Annotated in this window: 12 protein-coding genes; 10 read left to right on the top strand and 2 right to left on the bottom strand. The window is 55.5% G+C overall.

Annotation, left to right across the window (positions count from 1 at the left end; translation table 11 throughout):
• Window positions 1–66: 66 nt before the first annotated feature.
• Complete coding sequence (locus ABVT36_RS13300) at window positions 67–711, top strand: hypothetical protein (protein ID WP_368457004.1); 645 nt, start codon at window positions 67–69, stop codon at window positions 709–711.
• Here ABVT36_RS13300 and ABVT36_RS13295 read toward each other — a convergent pair.
• On the bottom strand, window positions 675–1,013 hold the full coding sequence (locus ABVT36_RS13295; protein ID WP_368457003.1) for a terminase small subunit: 339 nt from the start codon (window positions 1,011–1,013) through the stop codon (window positions 675–677). The two genes, ABVT36_RS13300 and ABVT36_RS13295, sit on opposite strands and share 37 nt — an antisense overlap.
• Window positions 1,014–1,480: 467 nt before the next feature.
• On the opposite strand from ABVT36_RS13295, the gene ABVT36_RS13290 reads away from it, so the two are divergent.
• The 9 genes from ABVT36_RS13290 (at window position 1,481) to ABVT36_RS13250 (ending at window position 20,027) form a co-directional block, all read left to right on the top strand.
• Window positions 1,481–2,452 carry a chromate resistance protein ChrB domain-containing protein gene (locus ABVT36_RS13290; protein ID WP_368457002.1) on the top strand — a complete coding sequence of 324 codons (972 nt, stop codon included), beginning with the start codon at window positions 1,481–1,483 and terminating at the stop codon, window positions 2,450–2,452.
• Window positions 2,453–2,586: 134 nt separating this feature from the next.
• Window positions 2,587–3,291 (top strand): hypothetical protein, encoded by a 705-nt coding sequence (locus ABVT36_RS13285; RefSeq protein WP_368457001.1) that lies wholly within the window; start codon window positions 2,587–2,589, stop codon window positions 3,289–3,291.
• 49 nt (window positions 3,292–3,340) lie between these two features.
• Window positions 3,341–7,354 carry a FlgD immunoglobulin-like domain containing protein gene (locus tag ABVT36_RS13280; protein ID WP_368457000.1) on the top strand — a complete coding sequence of 1,338 codons (4,014 nt, stop codon included), beginning with the start codon at window positions 3,341–3,343 and terminating at the stop codon, window positions 7,352–7,354.
• Between the two features lie 121 nt (window positions 7,355–7,475).
• On the top strand, window positions 7,476–12,752 hold the full coding sequence (locus ABVT36_RS13275) for a right-handed parallel beta-helix repeat-containing protein (RefSeq protein WP_368456999.1): 5,277 nt from the start codon (window positions 7,476–7,478) through the stop codon (window positions 12,750–12,752).
• Between the two features lie 30 nt (window positions 12,753–12,782).
• A complete protein-coding gene (locus ABVT36_RS13270; protein ID WP_368456998.1) occupies window positions 12,783–13,658 on the top strand; it encodes a TolB family protein in 876 nt (291 codons plus the stop codon).
• A complete protein-coding gene (locus ABVT36_RS13265; protein WP_368456997.1) occupies window positions 13,655–14,728 on the top strand; it encodes a FlgD immunoglobulin-like domain containing protein in 1,074 nt (357 codons plus the stop codon). The genes ABVT36_RS13270 and ABVT36_RS13265 overlap by 4 nt, the downstream gene beginning before the upstream one ends.
• A gap of 38 nt (window positions 14,729–14,766) precedes the next feature.
• Window positions 14,767–15,222: a tetratricopeptide repeat protein gene (locus ABVT36_RS13260; RefSeq protein WP_368456996.1), complete on the top strand. Its 456-nt coding sequence runs from the start codon at window positions 14,767–14,769 to the stop codon at window positions 15,220–15,222.
• 79 nt (window positions 15,223–15,301) lie between these two features.
• On the top strand, window positions 15,302–19,630 hold the full coding sequence (locus tag ABVT36_RS13255; RefSeq protein WP_368456995.1) for an RHS repeat-associated core domain-containing protein: 4,329 nt from the start codon (window positions 15,302–15,304) through the stop codon (window positions 19,628–19,630).
• Entirely contained in the window at window positions 19,623–20,027 is a 405-nt protein-coding gene (locus tag ABVT36_RS13250) for a hypothetical protein (RefSeq protein WP_368456994.1), read from the top strand. The genes ABVT36_RS13255 and ABVT36_RS13250 overlap by 8 nt, the downstream gene beginning before the upstream one ends.
• A gap of 459 nt (window positions 20,028–20,486) precedes the next feature.
• Here ABVT36_RS13250 and ABVT36_RS13245 read toward each other — a convergent pair whose 3' ends face one another.
• The gene (locus ABVT36_RS13245) at window positions 20,487–20,849 is read right to left on the bottom strand and encodes a SymE family type I addiction module toxin (protein ID WP_368457037.1); all 363 of its coding nucleotides are present in this window, start codon (window positions 20,847–20,849) and stop codon (window positions 20,487–20,489) included.
• Window positions 20,850–20,976 lie beyond the last annotated feature (127 nt).

The following is a 20,976-nucleotide window of genomic DNA, read 5'->3' as shown; positions in this document are numbered from 1 at the left end:
TGGAAACCGTTAAGAGAAGTAACAATTTTATTGGGAATAATAAATTTATATAGGGATTTTTAAATTATGAAATCAGTATTAAGTTTAGCTTTCGCGGTTGCCGTTTCCCTTGGCTCTATTTCTTCTGCTACTTCGTCATCTTTTGAGGATATGAACTTGTGGAGCGTCAGACTGGAGGCCGAGGATTTCCTCCACAATGTAGACTCAAAATGCGAGCTATCAGTAGCCGGCCTTTTAGATTATGAAGAAGACAGTAGCATCCACGCTAGTAGGATGCGGGTTAAAGCTCGGGGTTCTTCTTCGGTGGGTGTATGGGTGCACGCTAAGTACACAGACCCCGTTAGCCCTACAAAATTTCGAGTTACCCTGGAAGACACCGATCTAATACCAGCAAGCCTTTACTCGGGGGATGAATGTCCCGCAGATTCTGTCTTTTTAGAACGAGTGCACTATAACGGATACACCACGCATTTCTCTGTGGCCAAGCACGTTTATTACCAGCTCAATATTACCGGGTTTAATCGGCACCAATACCCTAGCCACGATACGCAAAGGCTCCTCCAATCCGTTGAGGTTACAGCGGTGTTTCCGAGCGGCAACATAAAAACCAAATCCTTCCTAGATATGACGGGCGACTGGAGCAAACCCAGCGCTGTAACCTTCCAATGGGGCTACTATAATACTGGCGAAAGTCTGACTCGTTTAGAGTAACAGCACCCATCTGGGGGGCCTTCGGGCCCTCCTTTGGTTCTGTCGCAAACTTCTCGTGTGCCCGAAATACACCTATGGCCTGGATGCAGCCTGCACACATAGTCAGCACCGATCTGGGCGCGCTCTGAGCGCTCTTGCTGCGCTTCCGCTATGACGCTTTCAATGTCAACATTTGGCAACATGCGCTGGCCTTGTGATTTCGCATTCTTTCCACTGTACCTGGCCCGGATTGTCGACTCTGTGGCGTTTAGATCAATCAGGTATTCGGCGACGTACGCCTTTTGCTTATCGTTCAGTGCCATGGCTCAAGTACACCTCTCGCGTGCTTCTAGAGCATCTCAGTCTGTTGAGGTTCATTCGCTACCAGTATCATCTTCATCAATAGCCACGCTCACGGTTTCGGCTTACTGAGAAAGTCTGTCCCTCTGGCACCCGCTTTGGATATACCTCAGTTAAACCTGGTACGGGGGTGCGACTGAAAAGACTATCCCACCAAGGCCCACCTGCAGACGCTAGAGTAACCCGTCCCCAGTTCAATTTATCAGCGGAGCGTTGCTGCGCTGAAACAGTTATCGATGGAGTTTGACAGAATATCTGCTTTGTGACTTTGTTCACATTTTTGAATACCCTTCTGATTGATTAACCCGCTGCCATTGTGATAAAAGCCTCAGGTGGAAATAAAAAGGGTATAGCTATCGCTGCAAGTGCCGGTCAAGACCAGTGGCGGATCTTGCAGTAAACAATTTTTGCAATTAAGGAAAGGCAAGGAATGCCACTAGCAAGGAAATTACCGCATGTATTCGCGGCGTTCGTAATTCTCACCTTTGCCGGTTGCACCCCGGAGCAGGCAAAGCATCCAGAACCCTTCGTTACCGAGTATGGCTTGGGACCGGACAAGTGGGCCACTGCGTGGTTATTGAGTCGCAGGATCGAGCCGCAAGCCGGGTTGCTGATCGTTGAGCCGGGGCAACCCCTCCCTTCAGGCCGTCTTTTTGACCTCCCTGATTCTTCTATTCGCCGTCAGGGTAACCGGTCGGGTTTTGAAGTTGCGCTGGAATCCTATTCCCTGGATGACCCCGCGCTGCAGAAACTGGCCGACATAGTCCACGATATAGAGGTCAATTTTTGGGCGCACAACAACACTGCTGAAGCCGCGGTAGTGGAACACGGCTACCGGGAACTGCAGTTGCGGCATCGGCGCGATGCTGTTGCGCCGGACTGTTATCTTACCTTTTTCGACAGTGTTCACCGGGCCCTGCGCAACAACCTCCAGACGGGCGTCTCTCTTGCATTTGAAGATTTGCATATCGACTGTAGCAGCCCGCTATCGCCGGCTTCCGCCTCCTTAATAGCCGAAGTTTCCATCTCCCATCTGCTTACGGAAATGTACCGCGGAAAGCGGGTTGAGTTTGTGGATGTGCGCGAGCCAGGAGAGTTCGAGGAAGGCCATATTCCCGGTGCGCACAACATTACGTTGCGCGATCTCGATTCAGAGGCGATCCAGCGCCTGAAAGGCGCGGATTATGTGGTGAGCTACTGCGTAAAAGACTTCCGCGGCTTCGAAATGGCAAAGGCCATAAAACAAGCTGGCATTCAACAATCTGTCATCCTCAAGCCCTACGGTATCAAAGGCTGGGTATCCAGTGGCCTGCCCACTGCCGGCAGCAAGGCATTGAGCAATAAGGAGGCGCAGGCACAGCTGTCCACTCATATTGCCTCGATGGCAAGTCGCGCACTATAGGCGGGAATTTGAACGATAAGAGCCAGCGGTGAACTTCTAGGGTGGGTAAGCGAAACGTAGTCACCACTCGCAGACGCTACAACAATCGGCCACATCAGTCCGAAAAAACAGCAAGAAAAAACTAGGAAGCATCAGTGACACCGTCCACAAGACAGCAAACAATCATATTGACCTTCGTATGCGGCCTGGCTTTCGCTTTTCCCATCGCCGTCTGGCACCTCTCCGCCGGCAACCCTGTTCTGTACTTTACCCGAGAACTCCCACCCGGCCAGCTGCCCTATTTGTTTTCCAAACTTACCGGCCTGCTGGCCTTTTCCTGCTTCTGGGTACAATGCCTGTTGGCACTGGCCAAGGGTGCGCCGGTGCTGCGAAACAGCATGCCCTCTCTTACAACCAAGGGACATATCCGCCTCGGACTGAGCACGCTCGGCCTTGTTCTCGCCCACCTGGGACTCTTCTTTACCGCCGTCAGTCTGCGCACCGGCGCCCCCGCCTGGGGTCTGCTATTGCCGCAATTCAGCCAGGGTTACTACCAGCTCCATGTAAGCCTCGGCCTGGTCGGACTGTGGCTGTTGTTACTGGCCATTTTCGCAGGATGGCAGACCTACCGCGGCAAAAGGGGGTGGCGAAAAGTACATATGGCCTGGTTTGCGGTGTTCGCACTGGTATTTTGGCACGCCTTTGCCATCGGCAGCGAATCCCGCTATGGCGCCATGCGCTATGTATTTCTGCTGATGGTCACCAGTCTGACGGCGATTGCGCTATCCAGGTGGAGTTTTGCACTGCGGGCAAGAAAACAGATCCCACTGGCTGCGCGGAGATCCATTGACCAGGCATAGCAGAAAATTTGAACAAATCGATAATCATCCAGGTTATCCAGGAGACGGCATGTCCAGGCAAAAGATACAGGATGTACAAGATCCGATTGCAGGCGGGATAAACAGCAGGCTCAAAAAGCGTAAAAAACCTACGCCGATGCTGAATCGACAAGTTGTTGCGATAATTTTGCTGTTTTTTGCCCAGATATTTTCTCAAGCCGCCGCCGCTGAAGACATCGTTCTCTACCCGTTGCCCGAAAAGCACTACCAACCCAGTCTCTATGTGACTGGTCTTGCCAGCCTGAGTAGAGAAATCCTGCAGGCCGAAGTGAACGGCGAACTTGTAGCCGAGACCCTCAGCAACGAGACCGGCGACTTTGCGCTAAGAATCCCTTTGCAAGCGGGCGACAACCAGCTGCGTATTATCGGTACTACTGCGCAGTCTGCCATCCATACAATAGGGTATCTGCCAACGGCCGCGGGCTCCGGGATATGGAAGGTTACAGGCACCAGTGAAGCGCCGGATTTTCCATCGCTGGACCCCTTGCCCGCCACCACCTCAGACAATCCCACTACCGTAACAGGCACGGCGCCGCCTGAAACCAGCGTCAGTTTCTTTGTAAATGGACGCTATACCCGCAGTATCGATATCGATGCCAGCGGTGTTTTCTCTACCTGGGTGCCGCTGGAAGACAATGCCAATAGCATTTACGCAATTGCAGAGAATGAAAACGGGCAAAGTCCGGCCTCAAATACGATCAATACGGAATATGGCAACAGTACCCAGAGAGAGTGGAGTGGCACACTTTCAGAAACTTTGGTATGGACGCCAGGGGATGGCACCCCTTATCAGCTAATTGGTAATCTGACTATTGCAGAGGGTGCAACTCTGTGGCTTCAACCTGGTACTCGTGTGGATATAGCCGCAGACTATAAGTTGTTAGTGCAAGGCGAGTTGGTCGTAGCTGGCGACGAAGCCTCCCCGGTTGTCCTCAAACCCACTGCAGCAGCTTGTGATGGTACTAATACCTGGCGCCAGGACTGGCGGGGCATTGAAGTGTTGGCCGCTGCCAGCGCCACCATTGAATACGCCGAGATCCACTGCGCCTCCAAAGGAGTGCATTTTAATGGTGGAGACGGCGCAATCCGGCATACACGGCTGCTAAACAACCATGCCGCGGTCGAGATGATCGCCACCTCGCCGGAGACTGCTATAGCGCCGGAATTGCTCGCCAATGAAATTCGCGGCGGTTTCTATGGCATCTCTGTGCAACGCAACAGCGCGCCGCTGATTAGCGGCGGCAACGAAATTACCGGCAACTATTACGGCCTGTATGTGACAGGCTACTTTAACCAAGCCCAGAACCCCGTTCCAGTGGTGACTGGCAACAGTATTGATGCAAACACCGGTTACAACTATTACGCCAGCAGCTTTGGCAACGCTGCGCTGACGGTACTGGATGCGACCGATAACTGGTGGGGAACAACGAATCCGGCACAGATTGCCGCCAAGATCTACGACTGGAGCGACAGTCCGACTTCGGCGCCGGTAGTCAACTACAGTGGCTACCTGGATGGCGTCGCTGGTGAACCGGTGTATAGCGGAGAATTTCTGAACGGTCCTATCGCCGCGGACACCACCCTAAGCGCCGGCGAATATCAGATACAGGGCAATGTCACGATAGCCCAGGGCACCACCTTAACCATTGATCCCGCTACACAACTGAATATCGCGGTCAATGCCAAACTGCAGGTACAGGGAGCCCTACTGATCGCCGGCAGCGGGGAATCGCCGGTTGTCTTCAAACCCACTGCGGCTGCTTGTGACGGTACGAATACCCAGCGCCAGGACTGGCGGGGCATTGAAGTGTTGGCCGCTGCCAGCGCCACCATTGAATACGCCGAGATCCACTGCGCCTCCAAAGGAGTGCATTTTAATGGTGGAGACGGCGCAATCCGGCATACACGGCTGCTAAACAACCATGCCGCGGTCGAGATGATCGCCACCTCGCCGGAGACTGCTATAGCGCCGGAATTGCTCGCCAATGAAATTCGCGGCGGTTTCTATGGCATCTCTGTGCAACGCAACAGCGCGCCGCTGATTAGCGGCGACAACGAAATTACCGGCAACTATTACGGCCTGTATGTGAGGGGCAACAATAACGAAGCACAGAACCCCACCCCGGTGGTGACTGGCAACAGTATTTATGCAAACACCAGCCACAACTATAACGCCGGCAGCTTTGGCAACCCTGCGCTGACGGTACTGGATGCGAGCGGCAACTGGTGGGGGAGTGCTGATCCGGCTAAAATTATTGTTACGATTTATGACCATAAAAATAACAGCAGCTCTCCCTTTGTAAATTACGCTAATTACCTGGCTGCCCCTGGAGGCCAACCGGTCTACGACGGTCAGACTCTCCTCGGCTCGATAAGCGAAGATCTGACCCTCCCCAGTGGCGACCATCGGATGTTGCAAAATACTGTTGTGGAATCTGGGGTAACGCTGACTTTGCAACCCGGTGCCAGCCTGAAGTCCGCACCGGACTTGAAACTGCAAATTGCCGGCAATCTGGTAGCACGGGGTATTGCCGGAGAGCAGCGAGTGGCATTTTCCTCCGCCGCGCCAACACCCCAGCCCGGTGACTGGTACGGCATCGAAGTAGTCACCGGTGGCACTGTGGATCTGGACTATGCCCGTATCGAGCACGCCGTCTACGGCCTCGACTTCAATGGCGGCCAGGGCACGGTGCGCAACTCCCTGTTCCGCTTCAATACCCACGCTATCTATATCCGCGCCAATAGCGATCCGCTGATTGCCGATGGCAACGAGATCACCCTGAACGACTATGGGGTTTATATTATCGGCAACGGTATCTCCGCGGAGAACCCTATGCCGGTGATTACCGGCAATAACCTGTACGGCAACCGTAGTTACGATCTCTACACTACCGGCTTTGGTGATCCCCAGTCCGTCACCCTGGATATCACCGGCAACTGGTGGGGTAGCGCCGATCCGGCCGCCATCGAAGCGAGGATCTACACGGCCGCCACTTCCTCGCCCCAGGTGGATTTCAGCAATTACCTGGAGGCGGTGATCGGATTGCCGGCAGTCACCATTAGCGGTGTGAGTCTGCAATCGCAGGTACTCCATCTCCTCGCCGGAGAATCGGCCCAGGGTCTGTTTACGCTTAACCGGGCAGCCACGGTCACTGTGGAGATTCGCCGGGAGTCCGACAATACGGTGGTGTATCAAGCCACTGAAAACCACCCAGCCGCCGGTGAATATCCCTTCCTATGGAACGGCCGCGACAACCAGGGTGGGCTGATGCCCGAGGATCTCTACCGGGTGGTCCTACTGGCCAATGACGGCGTCGATGACTTCGTCTACGACGCGCCCAATCCCAGTGGTGCCGGCAGTGTCTCCGGCGCGGTGCCCAGCCGCTACAACGCCTATGCCAATGACTTTTACAAGATTTCGGTAAATGTGGCGAGTCCGAGCTTGGTGAGTATGCAGGTCACCCCGGATGGCGGCCCGGCTTTCTATGTCTTCAGGGAAGCCTTCTATCCCGAGGGTCAGCACTGGCTCTACTGGGACGGCAGAGATCCCAATGGCGATATTATCGACGTACCAGTCTCCGTCTTCTATCCGGCGCCCCTGCGGGTTAGGCCCACCGCCATTTATGTGGCCGCTGCCGCACCGGATATCACCGGCCCGGGGGCCGCGCCCAATATCGAGGTTAAATCCGATCCCTATCTGGTCAGCCACAGCTATGAACAACTGACTCGTATGGCCTACCGGATCAGCAACGATGCCTACGTCACCTTCAGCCTCCTGCCGCCGGGTATCGTAGATCCGCAGGACCCCTCGGCCATTGTGCTGGTGGATAACGTTCTGCAACAGACAGAGGACGGAAGTGGCGAATCCATCCAGCACGAAGTGGAATGGCGCGGCTACGACCTGGCCGATCCCAATGCGGTGCTGGTGGGAGAGGAAGGTGCCTACACCTTCGCCATCCAGGCGCGCTCAACGGAAACCGGGGAAACCACCCTATACCGGGGTGTGGTCAATTTGTATCGCTAGACGTCAGCGCCAATAGCCATAAGGGACATTATGAAACTCAAACTGGGGCCGCTTCATAAATCGGTCGGGGTATTTCCCGGTTTCTATCGATGCGTTATACCAACATTAAAAGGTTAATGGAATGAAGGGTCGATTAAGCGTGGTCAAATGGCAGAGCCCTTTTGCCAGAGTTACACAGCACGCGAAAGCTGGCCTGCTGGCAGTAATCTGGATATCTATTGCAGCATTTTCCGTAGGCGCCCAGGCAGAAGTCCTGCTTTATCCCGTATCGGAAAGAGTCTATTCACCCGATTTGTATATTAGTGGGCTTTCCGGCCAACCCAATGAAGCCATTGATATCGAACTCAATAATTCAACGGTGGTGCAAACCCGGAGCAATGCTACCGGCGAATTTACCGTGATTGTGGCACTGACTGCCGGCGACAATCGTATCCGCGCTTTGAGCGCGATCTCTGCAGACTCCTCCGAATTCCAAAGCATTCAATATGCTCCTGCCAGAGATGAAGGCCAAACTGAGGCGCAAAGGGAGGTTCGCAGTGACATAGGGGCCCCGGTACTAGATGCGATAAATGCCCAGAGCGATACCAACCCGGCAACACTAACTGGCTCTGCGGCGCCGGGCTCAACGGTCAGTTTTTTTGTCAATGGTCGGCTAACAAGAAGTATCGTTGCTGATGAAAGCGGTGTCTTCTCAGCCTGGGTCCCTCTGCAGGATGGTGACAACTCCATCTATGCGATTTCTGCGACGGATGCCTGGCAAACTGTTGCCTCGAACAGTGTGGCTAGCAGCTACACCAATACGCTCGAACGAGAGTGGTCCGGAGATATATCAAACACCCTTGTGTGGACTAAGGGGGATGGCTCTCCCTATATCCTCAAAGGCGATCTGAACGTCCTTGAAAACGTAACCCTCTGGATTCAGCCGGGTGTTGAGGTCCTGGTAAATGGTAATTACCGGATGAGTGTTTCCGGTTATTTTAAGGTGGCTGGGCTTATCGAGAATCCAGTGCTGTTCAAGCCGACGGCAGCGGACTGTAATGGTATCAATAGCAGACGATCGGACTGGCCGGGTATTGAAGTGGTTGCAGGGGCCAGCGCAGCCCTGGAACACGCCGAGGTGCACTGTGCGCAGAACGGTATTCACTTTAATGGTGGTGATGGCTCGGTGCGCAATTCCGAGTTTTTAAACAATGCCGTCGGTATTCGGACAGTGGGCGCTTTCGCTGAGGCCCGCATCGCCCCAGAGATTGCCGGCAATACTATTCGCGGCAGCTGGTCCGGGGTAGCTATCTATCTCAACAGCGACCCGCAGATTAGCGGTGGTAATGAAATTACCTTAAACGGCTGGGGACTTGTTGTCACAGGGGATGGCAGTGTGACCAATAATCCCCAACCGGTAGTCACCGGCAATAACCTTTACGACAACACGTATTACGACTTCTATACCAGCGATTTTGGCGATCCCGAAAATACCACCCTGGATGCCACTGGTAACTGGTGGGGTAGTACAGAGCTATGGGTTATCGCCTCTTCCATTTACGACAAAAATGACGATTCAAGCTCGCCACTGGTGAACTACGGCAGCTATCTCGATAGCTTAAATGGCCAGCCCGCTGGTTTCTTTCTGTCCGGATCGATTGACGAAGATACCGTTTTGCCCGCCGGTCAGCATCTGCTGCTGGAGAGTTCAGTGGTAGAGCCCGGAGTCACCCTGACCCTGGAGGCCGGCGCTAGTCTGCTAGCTGACCCCGATCAAAAACTACAGGTAGCGGGCACTCTGCTAGCCCAAGGCACCGCGGACTCAGAAGTGGTCTTTGCCCCACTCTCAGGGACAAGCACCCGTGGGCAGTGGCTCGGTATTGAAGTGATTGCCGGCGGCAGCGTCGATTTCAACTATACCTGGGTTGAGGGGGCCCGGTTCGGCCTCCTCTTTAACGGCGGGCAAGGCAGGGTGCGTAATTCCCTGTTCCGCTTTAATAATACCGGTGTTGATGTGCGCGCCGGCAGCAATCCCCTGATCAGCGCTGGCAATGAAATTACCTTAAACGACTGGGGCATCCTTGTCATAGGGGATGGTAGTGTGGCTAATAATCCCCAACCGGTAGTCACCGGCAATAACCTTTACGGCAACACACAGTACGACTTCTATACCAGCGATTTTGGCGATCCCGAAAATACCGCCCTGGATGCCACTGGTAACTGGTGGGGTAGTACAGAGGTATGGGTTATCGCCTCTTCCATTTACGACAGAAATGACGATTCAAGCTCGCCACTGGTGCACTACGGCAGCTATCTCGATAGCTTAAATGGCCAGCCCGCTGGTCTCTTTCTGTCCGGATCGATTGACGAAGATACCGTTTTGCCCGCCGGTCACCATCTGATGCTGGAGAGCTCAGTAGTAGAGCCCGGAGTCACCCTGACCCTGGAGGCCGGCGCTAGTCTGCGGGTTGGCCCCGATCAAAAACTACAGGTAGCGGGCACTCTGCTAGCCCAGGGCACCGCGGACTCGGAAGTGGTCTTTGCCCCGCTCTCAGGGACAAGCACTCGTGGGCAGTGGTACGGTATTGAAGTGATTGCCGGCGGCAGCGTCGATCTCGACTATGCCCGGGTTGAGGGGGCCTGGCTCGGCCTCTTTTTTAACGGTGGGCAAGGCAGGGTGCGCAATTCCCTGTTCCGCTTTAATACCTATGGCATCTACGTGGACGCCGGCAGCAACCCCCTGATCAGCGCTGGTAATGAAATTACCTCAAACTCCTACGGGCTCTTTGTCAGAGGGGATGGTAGTGTGGCCAATAATCCCCAACCGGTAGTCACCGGCAATAACCTTTACGGCAACACGCGGTACGACTTCTATACCAGCGATTTTGGCGATCCCGAAAATACCGCCCTGGATGCCACTGGTAACTGGTGGGGTAGTACAGAGCCAGGGGTTATCGCCTCTTCCATTTACGACAAAAATGACGATTCAAGCTCGCCACTGGTGAACTACGGCGGCTATCTCGATAGCTTAAATGGCCAGCCCGCTTATAATGGCCTCCCTCTGTTCGGATCGATTGACGAAGATACCGTTTTGCCCGCCGGTCGCCATCTGCTATTGGAGAGTTCAGTGGTAGAGCCCGGAGTCACCCTGACCCTGGAGGCCGGCGCTAGTCTGCTAGCTGACGCCGATCAAAAACTACAGGTAGCGGGCACTCTGCTAGCCCAGGGCACCGCGGACTCGGAAGTGGCCTTTGCCCCGCTCTCAGGGACAAGCACCCGTGGGCAGTGGTACGGTATTGAAGTGGTTGCCGGCGGCAGCGTCGATTTCAACTATGCCCGGGTTGAGGGGGCCCGGTTCGGCCTTGAGTTTAACGGTGGCCAAGGTACTGTTCGCCATTCCCTGTTCCGCTTTAATAATACCGGCGTTTCTGTGCGCGCCGGCAGCAACCCTCTGATCAGCGCTGGCAATGAAATTACCTTAAACAGCTGGGGACTCGTTGTCACAGGGGATGGTAGTGCGGCCAATGATCCCCGACCGGTAGCTACCGGCAATAACCTTTACAACAACACGTATTACGACTTCTATACCACCCATTTTGGCGATCCCGAAAATACCACCCTGGATGCCACTGGTAACTGGTGGGGCAGTACAGAGCCAGCGGTTATCGCCTCTTCCATTTACGACAGAAATGACAATTCAAGCTCGCCACTGGTGAACTACGGCGGCTATCTCGATAGCTTTAATGGCCAGCCCGCTTATAATGGTCTCCCTCTGTCCGGGTCGATTGACGAAGATACCGTTTTGCCCGCCGGTCGCTATCTGCTATTGGAGAACTCAGTGGTAGAGCCCGGAGTCACCCTGACCCTGGAGGCCGGCGCTAGTCTGCTAGCTGACCCCGATCAAAAACTACAGGTAGCGGGCACTCTGCTAGCCCAGGGCACCGTGGACTCGGAAGTGGTCTTTGCCCCGCTCTCAGGGACAAGCGCCCGTGGGCAGTGGTACGGTATTGAAGTGATTGCCGGCGGCAGCGTCGATTTCAACTATGCCCGGGTTGAGGGGGCCGAGTACGGCCTCCACTTTAACGGCGGGCAAGGCAGGGTGCGCAATTCCCTGTTCCGCTTTAATACCTACGGCATCTACGTGGACGCCGGCAGCAACCCCCTGATCGGCGATGGGAATGAAATCACCTCAAACGACTACGGACTCTTTGTCAGAGGGGATGGTAGTGCGGCCAATAATCCCCAACCGGTAGTCACCGGCAATAACCTTTACGGCAACACGCAGTACGACTTCTATACCACCAATTTTGGCGATCCCGAAAATACCACTTTGGATGCCACTGGTAACTGGTGGGGCACAGTGGATGAGGCGGTAATAGGAACGCAAATCTACACCGCTACGAGTACTTCACCGCAGGTGGATTTCAGTAATTACTGGGTAGGGGCCTTCGGCCGGACTGTGGTACATCTCACAGTAGCAAAGTTCTATCCACTGAAAGGGGAACAGGCGCTGGGCAGTTTCACTCTAAGCAGAGCCGCCAATGTCACCATCGAGATCCGCAGGGATGTTGACAATACGCTCGTTTACCAAGCGGATGAGAGCTATCCCCAGGCCGGTGAGTATCCGATCTTCTGGAATGGGCGTGACAATGAGAACACACTGCAGGCCGAGGGCTTGTATTACGTCATGCTGCGCGTCAACAACGGACTCGACGATTTTGTCTACAACGTGCCGCAACCCGGAGGAGAGGGCAGTGTGAGCGGCTCCATGCCCAACCGCTACAACACTTATGCCAATGACTTTTATAAGATTTCGGTGAATGTGGCGAGTCCGAGCCTGGTGAGTATGCAAGTCACCCCGGATGGCGAATCTGCCTTCTATGCGTTCGAAGACGTGTTTTATTCCAAGGGCCAGCACTGGCTCTACTGGGATGGGCGTGATCCCAGTGGCCGTATCGTCGAATCCCCCGTTTCTATTTATTACCCAGTGCCAAAGTCACTGCGCAGCACCGCCATCTACCTAGCGGGCACCGCACCACTCATCAGCGGCGCCGCCGTAGCACCCAATATCGAAGTGAAATCCGATCCCTATCTGGTCAGCCACAGCTACGAGCAACTGACTCGTATGGCCTACCGGATCAGCAACGATGCCCACGTCACCTTCAGCCTCCTGCCGCCGGGTATCGTAGATCCGCAGGACCCCTCGGCCATTGTGCTGGTGGATGACGTTCTGCAACAGGCGCAGGATGGAAGTGGCGAACCCATCCAGCACGAAGTGGAATGGCGCGGCTACGACCTGGCCGATCCCAATGCGGTGCTAGTGGGAGAGGAAGGTGCCTACACCTTCGCCATCCAGGCGCGCTCAACGGAAACCGGGGAAAGCACCCTGTACCGGGGTGTGGTCAATTTATATCGCTAGACGTCAGCGCCAATAGCCATAAGAGACATTATGAAACACAAAGTCGTATCAACACTGTTATCCACCTTACTGCTGTCCGGGGGCTCCTCTATGGCTGTTGCGGACGACATCGCCTATCTGGGCGTTGCCGACGGCTACTGGGAAGTCTGGCTCACAGACGCCGATAAGCGGCCATCCACACAACTCACCCGCTTCGGCAGTGACGTTTCCCGTATCTCCTGGTATCCCGATGGCCGGCACCTGCTGGTCAACCGGCACGATGGCCGGCTCTACCGCCTGGATACCCAAAGCGGAGACACAAAAACCATCGCCGCGCCGATGCCCAATATTCTCGATGCCGTGCTCAGCCCCAAAGGCGGCAGCTTCGCCTTTTCCCTGAGTACCTCCGGCAGTATCGACGACAACGATATTTATGTGTTTTATTTCCACAGCCGCAAACTGCACAAACTGACCTCCATGCCGAGGCTCCAGCACGAACCCACCTGGTCCGCGGATGGACAATCCCTCTACTTCCTCTCTGGTGACGGCGGCCAGGCGCACGATATCTGGAAAGTGGACCTCGCCAGCCGCAGTACCGAACAGTTGACCGTCAACGCCCTGTATCACTTTGATTTGGCCGTGCGCAAAGACGGCGCCCTCGCCTATTCCGGCAACCAATCGGGCAATTACGAACTCTGGCTGCGCCAGGCGGACGGCGAGACGCGGCAATTGACACAAAACCCGGCACTGGACGCCCGCCCCGCCTGGTCCCCCGCCGGCGACCAACTGGCCTTTCAATCCACTCGCGATGGCAATATAAACCTCTGGCTGCTGGATATCGCCGCCAATAGCCTACGCCCCCTGACCAACAGCGAGGACGGTGCGCGGCAGCCGGTGTGGGCGCCAGTGCAGGAGAACAGCCAATGAGAAGAGCAGTATGGCTACTGGCGCTGTCCCTGCTATCCAGCCTGGCGCAGGGCGTTGAAATTACCCGGGTAAGTGCGGAAAAGCGCAGCTTCAACCCGGCGCAGCAGGAAAAAGCCGTTATCCACTTCAACCTCGACCAGGCGGCGCAAGTGACCCTGAACATCTACGACGGCCGGGATCGCCTGGTCAAACGGATCGCCAGTGGCCAACTCGCCGCTGGTGATCAACAGCTGCAGTGGGATGGCAGGGATCTAAAGGGCGTTTTACTGCCCCCGGAGGCCTATAGCTACACCCTGACCGCGCAAAGCAATGGGGAGGAAGTTACCCACGATCTCACCGATCTGAGCGGAGACGAGGCACTCGCGGTCAAAGATGTAAGCTGGGACAGGGAGCGGGGCCTTGTGCGTTATTATCTTGAAAAACCCGCCCGCGTCAGTATCCGCCTGGGTCTCAAAGAGGGCGGCCCCCTGCTGCGTACCCTGCTCGACTGGGTTCCGCGCAACAGCGGTGTGCAGACCGAACCCTGGGACGGTTGGGATATTTCCCGTGCCCTGAATATCGGCAAACACCCCAAACTAAATCTGGCCGTCACCGCCTACAGTCTCAGCGACAACACCCTGCTGCTTGGTCCCGGGCCCAGCCAGATAGTCTTTGCCGACGTGCCCGCGGACGATATTCGTAAAAAAACGGCCACTCAGCTGCAAACAAAACGCATGTACTACCACACGGACCAACCGCTGGAGAGCCGGGGAGACTTCGAAACCACGCTGAAACTCGCCACCGATGCGAAGCGGGATAAAGAAGGGCGCTGGGTTGTTTCCGGCAAGGTGCCCATCCGCCTGGACGTGGCGAAGAAAGACCGCGCCCGGCTCCTGGCCCGTCGCTTCGAGCCCGTGTTCTTTGTCGACGGCACCTTCGCCTTTGAAAACGAAGTGGGCTTTATCCCCATCACCTGGCAATGGGACAGCAGCACAGTCAACGAGGGCGAGCACTATATCACGGTCAATATCCGCGGCTATGAGGGCAACTTTGGTACCGCCACCCTAAAAGTCTGGGTGGAGCATCAGTGATCGGCGATATAAAACCCGACCAGTAAAGGATTGGAACAATGAAAACAGACATACTAAAAACACACCTACTAACAGGCCTTATCGCCGCACTGTTGTCCCTGGGGTCGCCCCTGGCGCTGTCGGCGGCCGAAAACAATCACCACCAGCGCTTACAGGAACTGGAAAAAATCCACTCCACAGAGCGCAGCGCCGAACAGCGGCTGGAGCTGGCCCAGCACTACTATCGCGCACGCAAGCTGGAACCCGCCTACCAACAGGCGGACCTGTTTTTGCAGCAGAAGCCCCGCAGTGTCGACGGCTGGTTGATCATAGGCGATATCTGGCGCGAATGGGGCCAGTGGCAACAGGCTCTGGAAGCCTACGACCAGGCGGCCAGGCTGAGCCCCCAGAGAGCGGCAATTCATCTGCGCCGGGGGCAGGCCCTGTCGGAACTGGGAGACGAAAAGGCAGCCGACAAAGCCTACGCCCAATATCGGGCCCTGGCCGGGGTGTAAAAAACTTCGGGGCCGGCTCAGCGAGAGCCGCCACCACGCATAAGCAAACGACAAAAAATACACACCTGCAGGAACGACCATGAACATTCGGGGAATCATCAGCACGGCCTCCACCACCCTGTTGCTAAGCCTGTTACTCAATGCCAATACCAGCGCCCACGACTTCGGCGGCAGCTCCGCCGGTGGCCCCCCTCCCCCACCGCCGCAAGAGCCTCCCCCACCTTGTCTAGACGCCTGCCAGTGCCGCGGTGGTGGTGGCGGTGATGGTGGTGGTGGCGGTGCCGGTGGTTCTGGAGGCGCTGGTGGTAGTGGCGACGGCTCCATGGGCGACCCCATTTACGCTTTCGATGGCGGTTTTTATTTAAAAGACACCGACCTCACCATCGGTAGCAACTATCCCATCCGCCTGGTTCGCCGCTTCGACAGCCGCTCCCGCTTCGATACCGCCCTCGGCTACGGCTGGGCCTTCGATCTCGACCGCCGCCTGTTCGAATACCCCGACGGCTCGGTACTGCTGCGCACCGGTTGCGGTATGCGCCATACCTTCGTGTTTACCGGCGGCGCCTATGTCACCCCCCGCGATGCCCCCCAGGGCACCCTCAGCGAACACCAGGACGGCAGCTACACCTATGCCTATGCCCTGGGCCGCACCGACCGCTTTGACGCCGACGGGCGTCTGGTGTCGGTGCAAAACCAACAAGGGCAGAGCCACCAACTGATCTACGACGAGCGCGGTCGCCTGCCGCTGGTCGGCACCTCGCCCAACAGCATCGACCCGGACAACCCCATGGTCGTGGCCTATCAGCCCCGCCTGAGCCGTATTCAGGAGAGAGGCGCCGATGGCGCTCTGAGCGGCGCCGCGCTGGATTTTTACTACAACGAGGAAACCGGCCGCCTCACCCATATTATCGCCAGCGACGGCCGCCGTATCGACTACACCCACGACGATTGGAACGGCGCTACTCGGGGCAATCTGATCCAGGTCAGCGGCCTGGACAACTACCAGCACAACTTCAAATATGAAGACGCCGCCGACGCCCACCGCCTTACCGGCCTGCAAAAAGGACAGGGTGGTGTCTGGGTCACCAACACCTACGACAACGAGGGGCGGGTGGCAAAGCAGGAAGAGGGCCGCAACACCATCGCCCTCTCCTATGTGGAAACCGGCACCACCCAGATCACCGAAACCGTCCGCGATGCCGCGGGAGCGGTGCTCGACAGCCGCAGCAGTACCTTCGTATTCGACGAAGTCGGCTACCTCACCGAGCGCACCGATCCCCTCGGCAACCAGCTGCGCTATATCTACAACGACAGCAAAGACCGCCTGCGCAGCGAAGTCTGGCAAAAGCAAGCCGATGGCAGCCTGGCCCTGCTTACCGCCACCGACTACACCTACAACGGCCTGGCGCAAAGAACCAGCGAAAGTGTTACTTTGGAAACCGGCGAAACCATCAGCACAAGCTGGACCTACGACGGCAGCTGGATCGCCAGCGAAGAAACCGTTTCCAGCAGCGACCCGCAAAAAATCTTCCGCACCGAATATGAGTTTGTGCGTGACGCGCAAAACAATCCCGTCAATGTAGCCACCGTCAAGCGTAAAAAAGAGGACGGCACCTTCGCCACCACCCGTTTTACCTACTGCAAAGGTGAAGCCGACTGTCCGGATTCCGCCCTGGTGCGTACCGCGGATGGCCCCAGAACCGACGTGGGGGACATCACCACCTACCGCTACTACGCCACCACAGACCAGAGCGGCTGTGCCAGCGGTGGTACCTGCCATAGAATCGGTGACCTGAAACAGATCGAAAATGCTCTCGGTCACACCATCGACTACCTGAACTACGATTCAAGCGGTCGTCTCACCAAAGTCCAGGACGAAAACGGCACCATACTCGAGTACAGCTACCATTCTCGAGGCTGGCTGCTGGAACAAACGGTTCTTGGTCCGGATAACCAGAGCAGCGAAGACGACGCCGTTTCCCGTTATCAGTATGACAACCGGGGCAATCTCACCCGGATCACCGCACCGGATGACAGCTTCCTGATCTTCACCTATGACGAACGCAACCGCCTGATCCAGATTGAGGATGCCGACGGCGGCAAGGTCCAGTACACCCTGGATTCCCAGGGCAACCGTCGCAAAGAGGAAATCGTCGATGTCAGCGGCACGCTCAAATCGAGCCTCAGCCGCACCTTCGACCAACTGAACCGCCTTGAGGAAACTCTCGGCGCGCAACAGCAAAGCACTCTCTATCGCTATGACGCTGCCGGCCGATTGATCCAAACCACCGACGCCCTGAGCAGCAACACCCAGCGCGGTTATGATGCCCTGGGTCGCTTGGTTAAAACCATTCGAGACAGCGACGACATTGCCGCCGAAACACGCCTCAGCTATGATGCCGTCGGCAACCTGATCCAGGTCACCGACCCCAACAGCCTGAACACCGTCTATAGCTACAACACCTGGAGCCAGCTCACTCAACGGGACAGCCCCGACACCGGCATCACCACCTACACCTATGACCCGGCCGGTAATCGCCGCAGCCAGACCGACGCCCGGGGTGTCACCAGCCAATACACCTACGATGCCATCAACCGCCCTACCGGCGTTCAGTATCCGGACAGCAGCCTGGACGAAAGCTACCAGTACGACCAGCCCGACAGCGAGACCGGTTGCCAGAACTCAAGCCCGACAGGTCGCCTCACCACCATGGCGGATGCCAGCGGCACCTCTCGCTATTGTTACGACAACCGCGGCAACCTCACGCAAAAAAAACAGATCACCGGCGGCATCACCCTGACCACCCGCTACCAATACAACCTGGCTGATCAACTGACCGGCATTACCTATCCCAGTGGCAAACAGATAAGCTACGCTCGGGATACTCAGGGCAGAATCGCCGCACTCAGCCTCGATGTGGAGGGGCAGGGACCCGAACACCTTATTGCGAATATCGGCTATACCCCCTTCGGTCCGGCTACGCGACTGGACTACGGCAACGGCCACACCCAGGACAGAACCCTGGACCAGGACTACCGGCCAACGGCTATCCAGAGTAGCCTGGCCACCGGCCTCCAGTTACACTTTACTTTGGACGATATGGGCAATATCACCCAGATCGGCAATAGCCCGAGCGCAGCCGAGCGCAGCCTCGAGTACGACAGCCTGTACCGGCTGACTGAAGTCCAGGACGCCCAGGCCCTAAGCCTCTATGGCTACAGCTACGACAAAAGCGGCAACCGCCTCAGCAAAACCAGCGACACAACAACAGAGGCCTACAGTTACGCGGCCGACAGCCATCGCCTAAGCGCCATAGATGGCACCAGCCGCGGTTATGATGCCAACGGCAACACCCTGGACACCGGTGGCGGACAGAAGTTTATTTACGATGACCGCAATCGCCTGGTGGAAGCCAGGAACGACGACACCACCGTGCTGAACAACCAATACAACGGTATTGGTGAACGAGTGGCCAAAATCACGGCAAGCGATACCCGGCTGTTCACCTACAACCCGGCGGGGCAACTGTTGGGCGAATACACCGCCAATGGAGAATTGATCAAAGAGTACGTTTGGGTGGATAACCTACCGCTGGCAATACTTGAATCGACAACCCACTACGCCATAGAGACGGACCACCTGGGTACACCGAGAGCAGTGATTGATACTGCACAGCAAGCAGCCGTCTGGAGCTGGGACCTTCAAGGAGAGCCCTTTGGTACAGCATCACCGGACGAAAATCCGGACGGGGACGGGGTGCACTTTACCATAAACCTGCGTTTCCCGGGGCAGTACTATGATCAGGAGACAGGGCGGTACTACAACTACTTTAGGGATTATGATCCGAGTCTTGGAAGGTATTTACAGAGCGACCCCATCGGTCTTGATGGTGGCATAAATACCTACGGTTACGTTGGGCAGAATCCAGTTAGGTACTTTGATCCGACTGGGCTAGATCGGTGGGATATTGATTATGCAAATTATCGAAATGGGAATTACTCCGCCGGCTATGACTTTTCCGGTGAAGGTGTTGAAGACCCTTGCGGCTGTGGGGCCTTTCTCTATGGTGCAGCAGGCCCAGTCGCGATAATCGCAGCAGGTCAACCGCTCCCAGATTCAAAAAGGTTTAGAACTCCTAACTCTTCTTCAGGGACTTCTGCTGCTGGGCGCGTAACTGATAGAGTGTTTGGAAACAGGAAGTTTTCACGTACTAGATACCCACGAGGAGTCAGGACTATCAGTGGAGGTCCTGGAACTGGTTCTAAGTGGAGAATTACCCGAACTAGGTCTGTTTCTAGATTTGTTGCTCGCGGGGTTCCTTATATTGGATGGATTTTATTAGCTGCTGATGCCACGTTACTAGCAAATTGCTTGTCGAAATGTGAAGAGGAAGGCAATTGTGAATGAGGTAAAGAGTAGCTTTATAGATAGAATAAAAAAAATATTTCATTTGATCGTTGAGGGTCCTTTCGATGATCGGCAAAAAGCTACTATCCCTTCAAGGGAAAAATATCAAAAAAAGGATTTTATTAATTATTTTGATTGCAGAAGCGACATTCCATCTATTGTCTGGGACAAGCTAGTTAAGGAGGAAAGCATTAAAGGATTCAAGCCTTGCCCTAAAGATGAAGTTTCTTTCATGTTTGGATTAGCAGATGAAGATTTAGACGAATTTATTGTTTCTGTTTTAAATACATGCAATATAACAATTCCCAGGTCATCTGAAGTGGAAAATATGAATCCAGTAAGAACAGTTGAAGATATCGTAGTGTTCGTTTCGAATTGCTCGGATATTTGTGATTGAGGGGCTCGGAGTCAGGCCCATATCTGTAGAGCGCCACGCCACGATCGTAGTTTGTGCCAAATCAGAGAGCGTAGGATTTCAAAATTTTTCGCTTGTTTTCCCACTTTTGATCGTAGCGTAACGATGCTTTTGCCAAATTTCTACCGTAGTATTTCCCAGGTTTCATTATTGTTTTTACCAGCCTCCTATCTTAGGATTCCCCAATCCGTATCGTCGCTACGACAGAATCGCTTGCTTGTGAGGTGGATATCGAGGTTGGTGGTCGGTGCGATGATATTGGCCAGCCAGCTCAAAAAAAACCGGATACAAAGGCGGAGCCTTTCGGCCCCTAGTTGATTATTGAGGCTGGCGGATATTCGGCTTAAAATGGAATCTGATCGTCAAAGTCAAACCCGAGTTGTTCTTCACCGCTGTAGAGCGCCACTAAAGGCGTAGGGGTCAAGTCTTGACATTACAGTTTTAGCACGAAAACCCACTGAAGCCCCAAGGGAAAAGGGGACGCTTTTTTTCTTCCGACCCCATAACCAAAGCCCCGGCAGGGACAAGCTGCCGGGGCTTTATTGTTCTGGAAGACTCACCGCTTTCCTGCTCGGGTTGACCCACGGTCAACACCAGACAGCCTTGCATCACCCGCACATGCACCGGGGCTTGTATGTTGAACCCGGCGGCGGCGAGCCAGTGGCCGCCCATCCGCAGCCAGGGTACTTGCTTCGAGGGTCGCGGGGGCCAGTGGCCCGGATACTCGTAAAACTGGGAGCCGACCGTCAGTCGGCGTTCGGTGGGAATTATAGGCCGCAACCTTCTCTGCAAAATCACGTCCATCAGCACGCGCAAAATGCGTATTCGCAGCAGACCCTCCTACTCCAGCGTGGACGTGGCCTGCAGGGTGCGCCTTACTGGCGAACTCGAGCAAAGCCTGAGGTTGCACCGAATTAATCAGGGGTTCCCT

It is taken from the genome of Microbulbifer sp. TYP-18, assembly GCF_040932045.1.
In the GTDB taxonomy this organism is placed as follows: Bacteria; Pseudomonadota; Gammaproteobacteria; order Pseudomonadales; family Cellvibrionaceae; genus Microbulbifer.
The sequence above is the reverse complement of the archived record's forward strand: the minus strand, read 5'-3'. Positions and strand labels throughout refer to the sequence as shown.

Bases quoted from the DNA above. Each gene is read 5' to 3' on its own strand.
- ABVT36_RS13300 (WP_368457004.1), top strand. From the start codon at position 67: ATGAAATCAGTATTAAGTTTAGCTTTCGCGGTTGCCGTTTCCCTTGGC.
- ABVT36_RS13295 (WP_368457003.1), bottom strand. From the start codon at position 1,013: ATGGCACTGAACGATAAGCAAAAGGCGTACGTCGCCGAATACCTGATT.
- ABVT36_RS13290 (WP_368457002.1), top strand. From the start codon at position 1,481: ATGCCACTAGCAAGGAAATTACCGCATGTATTCGCGGCGTTCGTAATT.
- ABVT36_RS13280 (WP_368457000.1), top strand. From the start codon at position 3,341: ATGTCCAGGCAAAAGATACAGGATGTACAAGATCCGATTGCAGGCGGG.
- ABVT36_RS13275 (WP_368456999.1), top strand. From the start codon at position 7,476: ATGAAGGGTCGATTAAGCGTGGTCAAATGGCAGAGCCCTTTTGCCAGA.
- ABVT36_RS13270 (WP_368456998.1), top strand. From the start codon at position 12,783: ATGAAACACAAAGTCGTATCAACACTGTTATCCACCTTACTGCTGTCC.
- ABVT36_RS13265 (WP_368456997.1), top strand. From the start codon at position 13,655: ATGAGAAGAGCAGTATGGCTACTGGCGCTGTCCCTGCTATCCAGCCTG.
- ABVT36_RS13260 (WP_368456996.1), top strand. From the start codon at position 14,767: ATGAAAACAGACATACTAAAAACACACCTACTAACAGGCCTTATCGCC.
- ABVT36_RS13255 (WP_368456995.1), top strand. From the start codon at position 15,302: ATGAACATTCGGGGAATCATCAGCACGGCCTCCACCACCCTGTTGCTA.
- ABVT36_RS13245 (WP_368457037.1), bottom strand. From the start codon at position 20,849: ATGGACGTGATTTTGCAGAGAAGGTTGCGGCCTATAATTCCCACCGAA.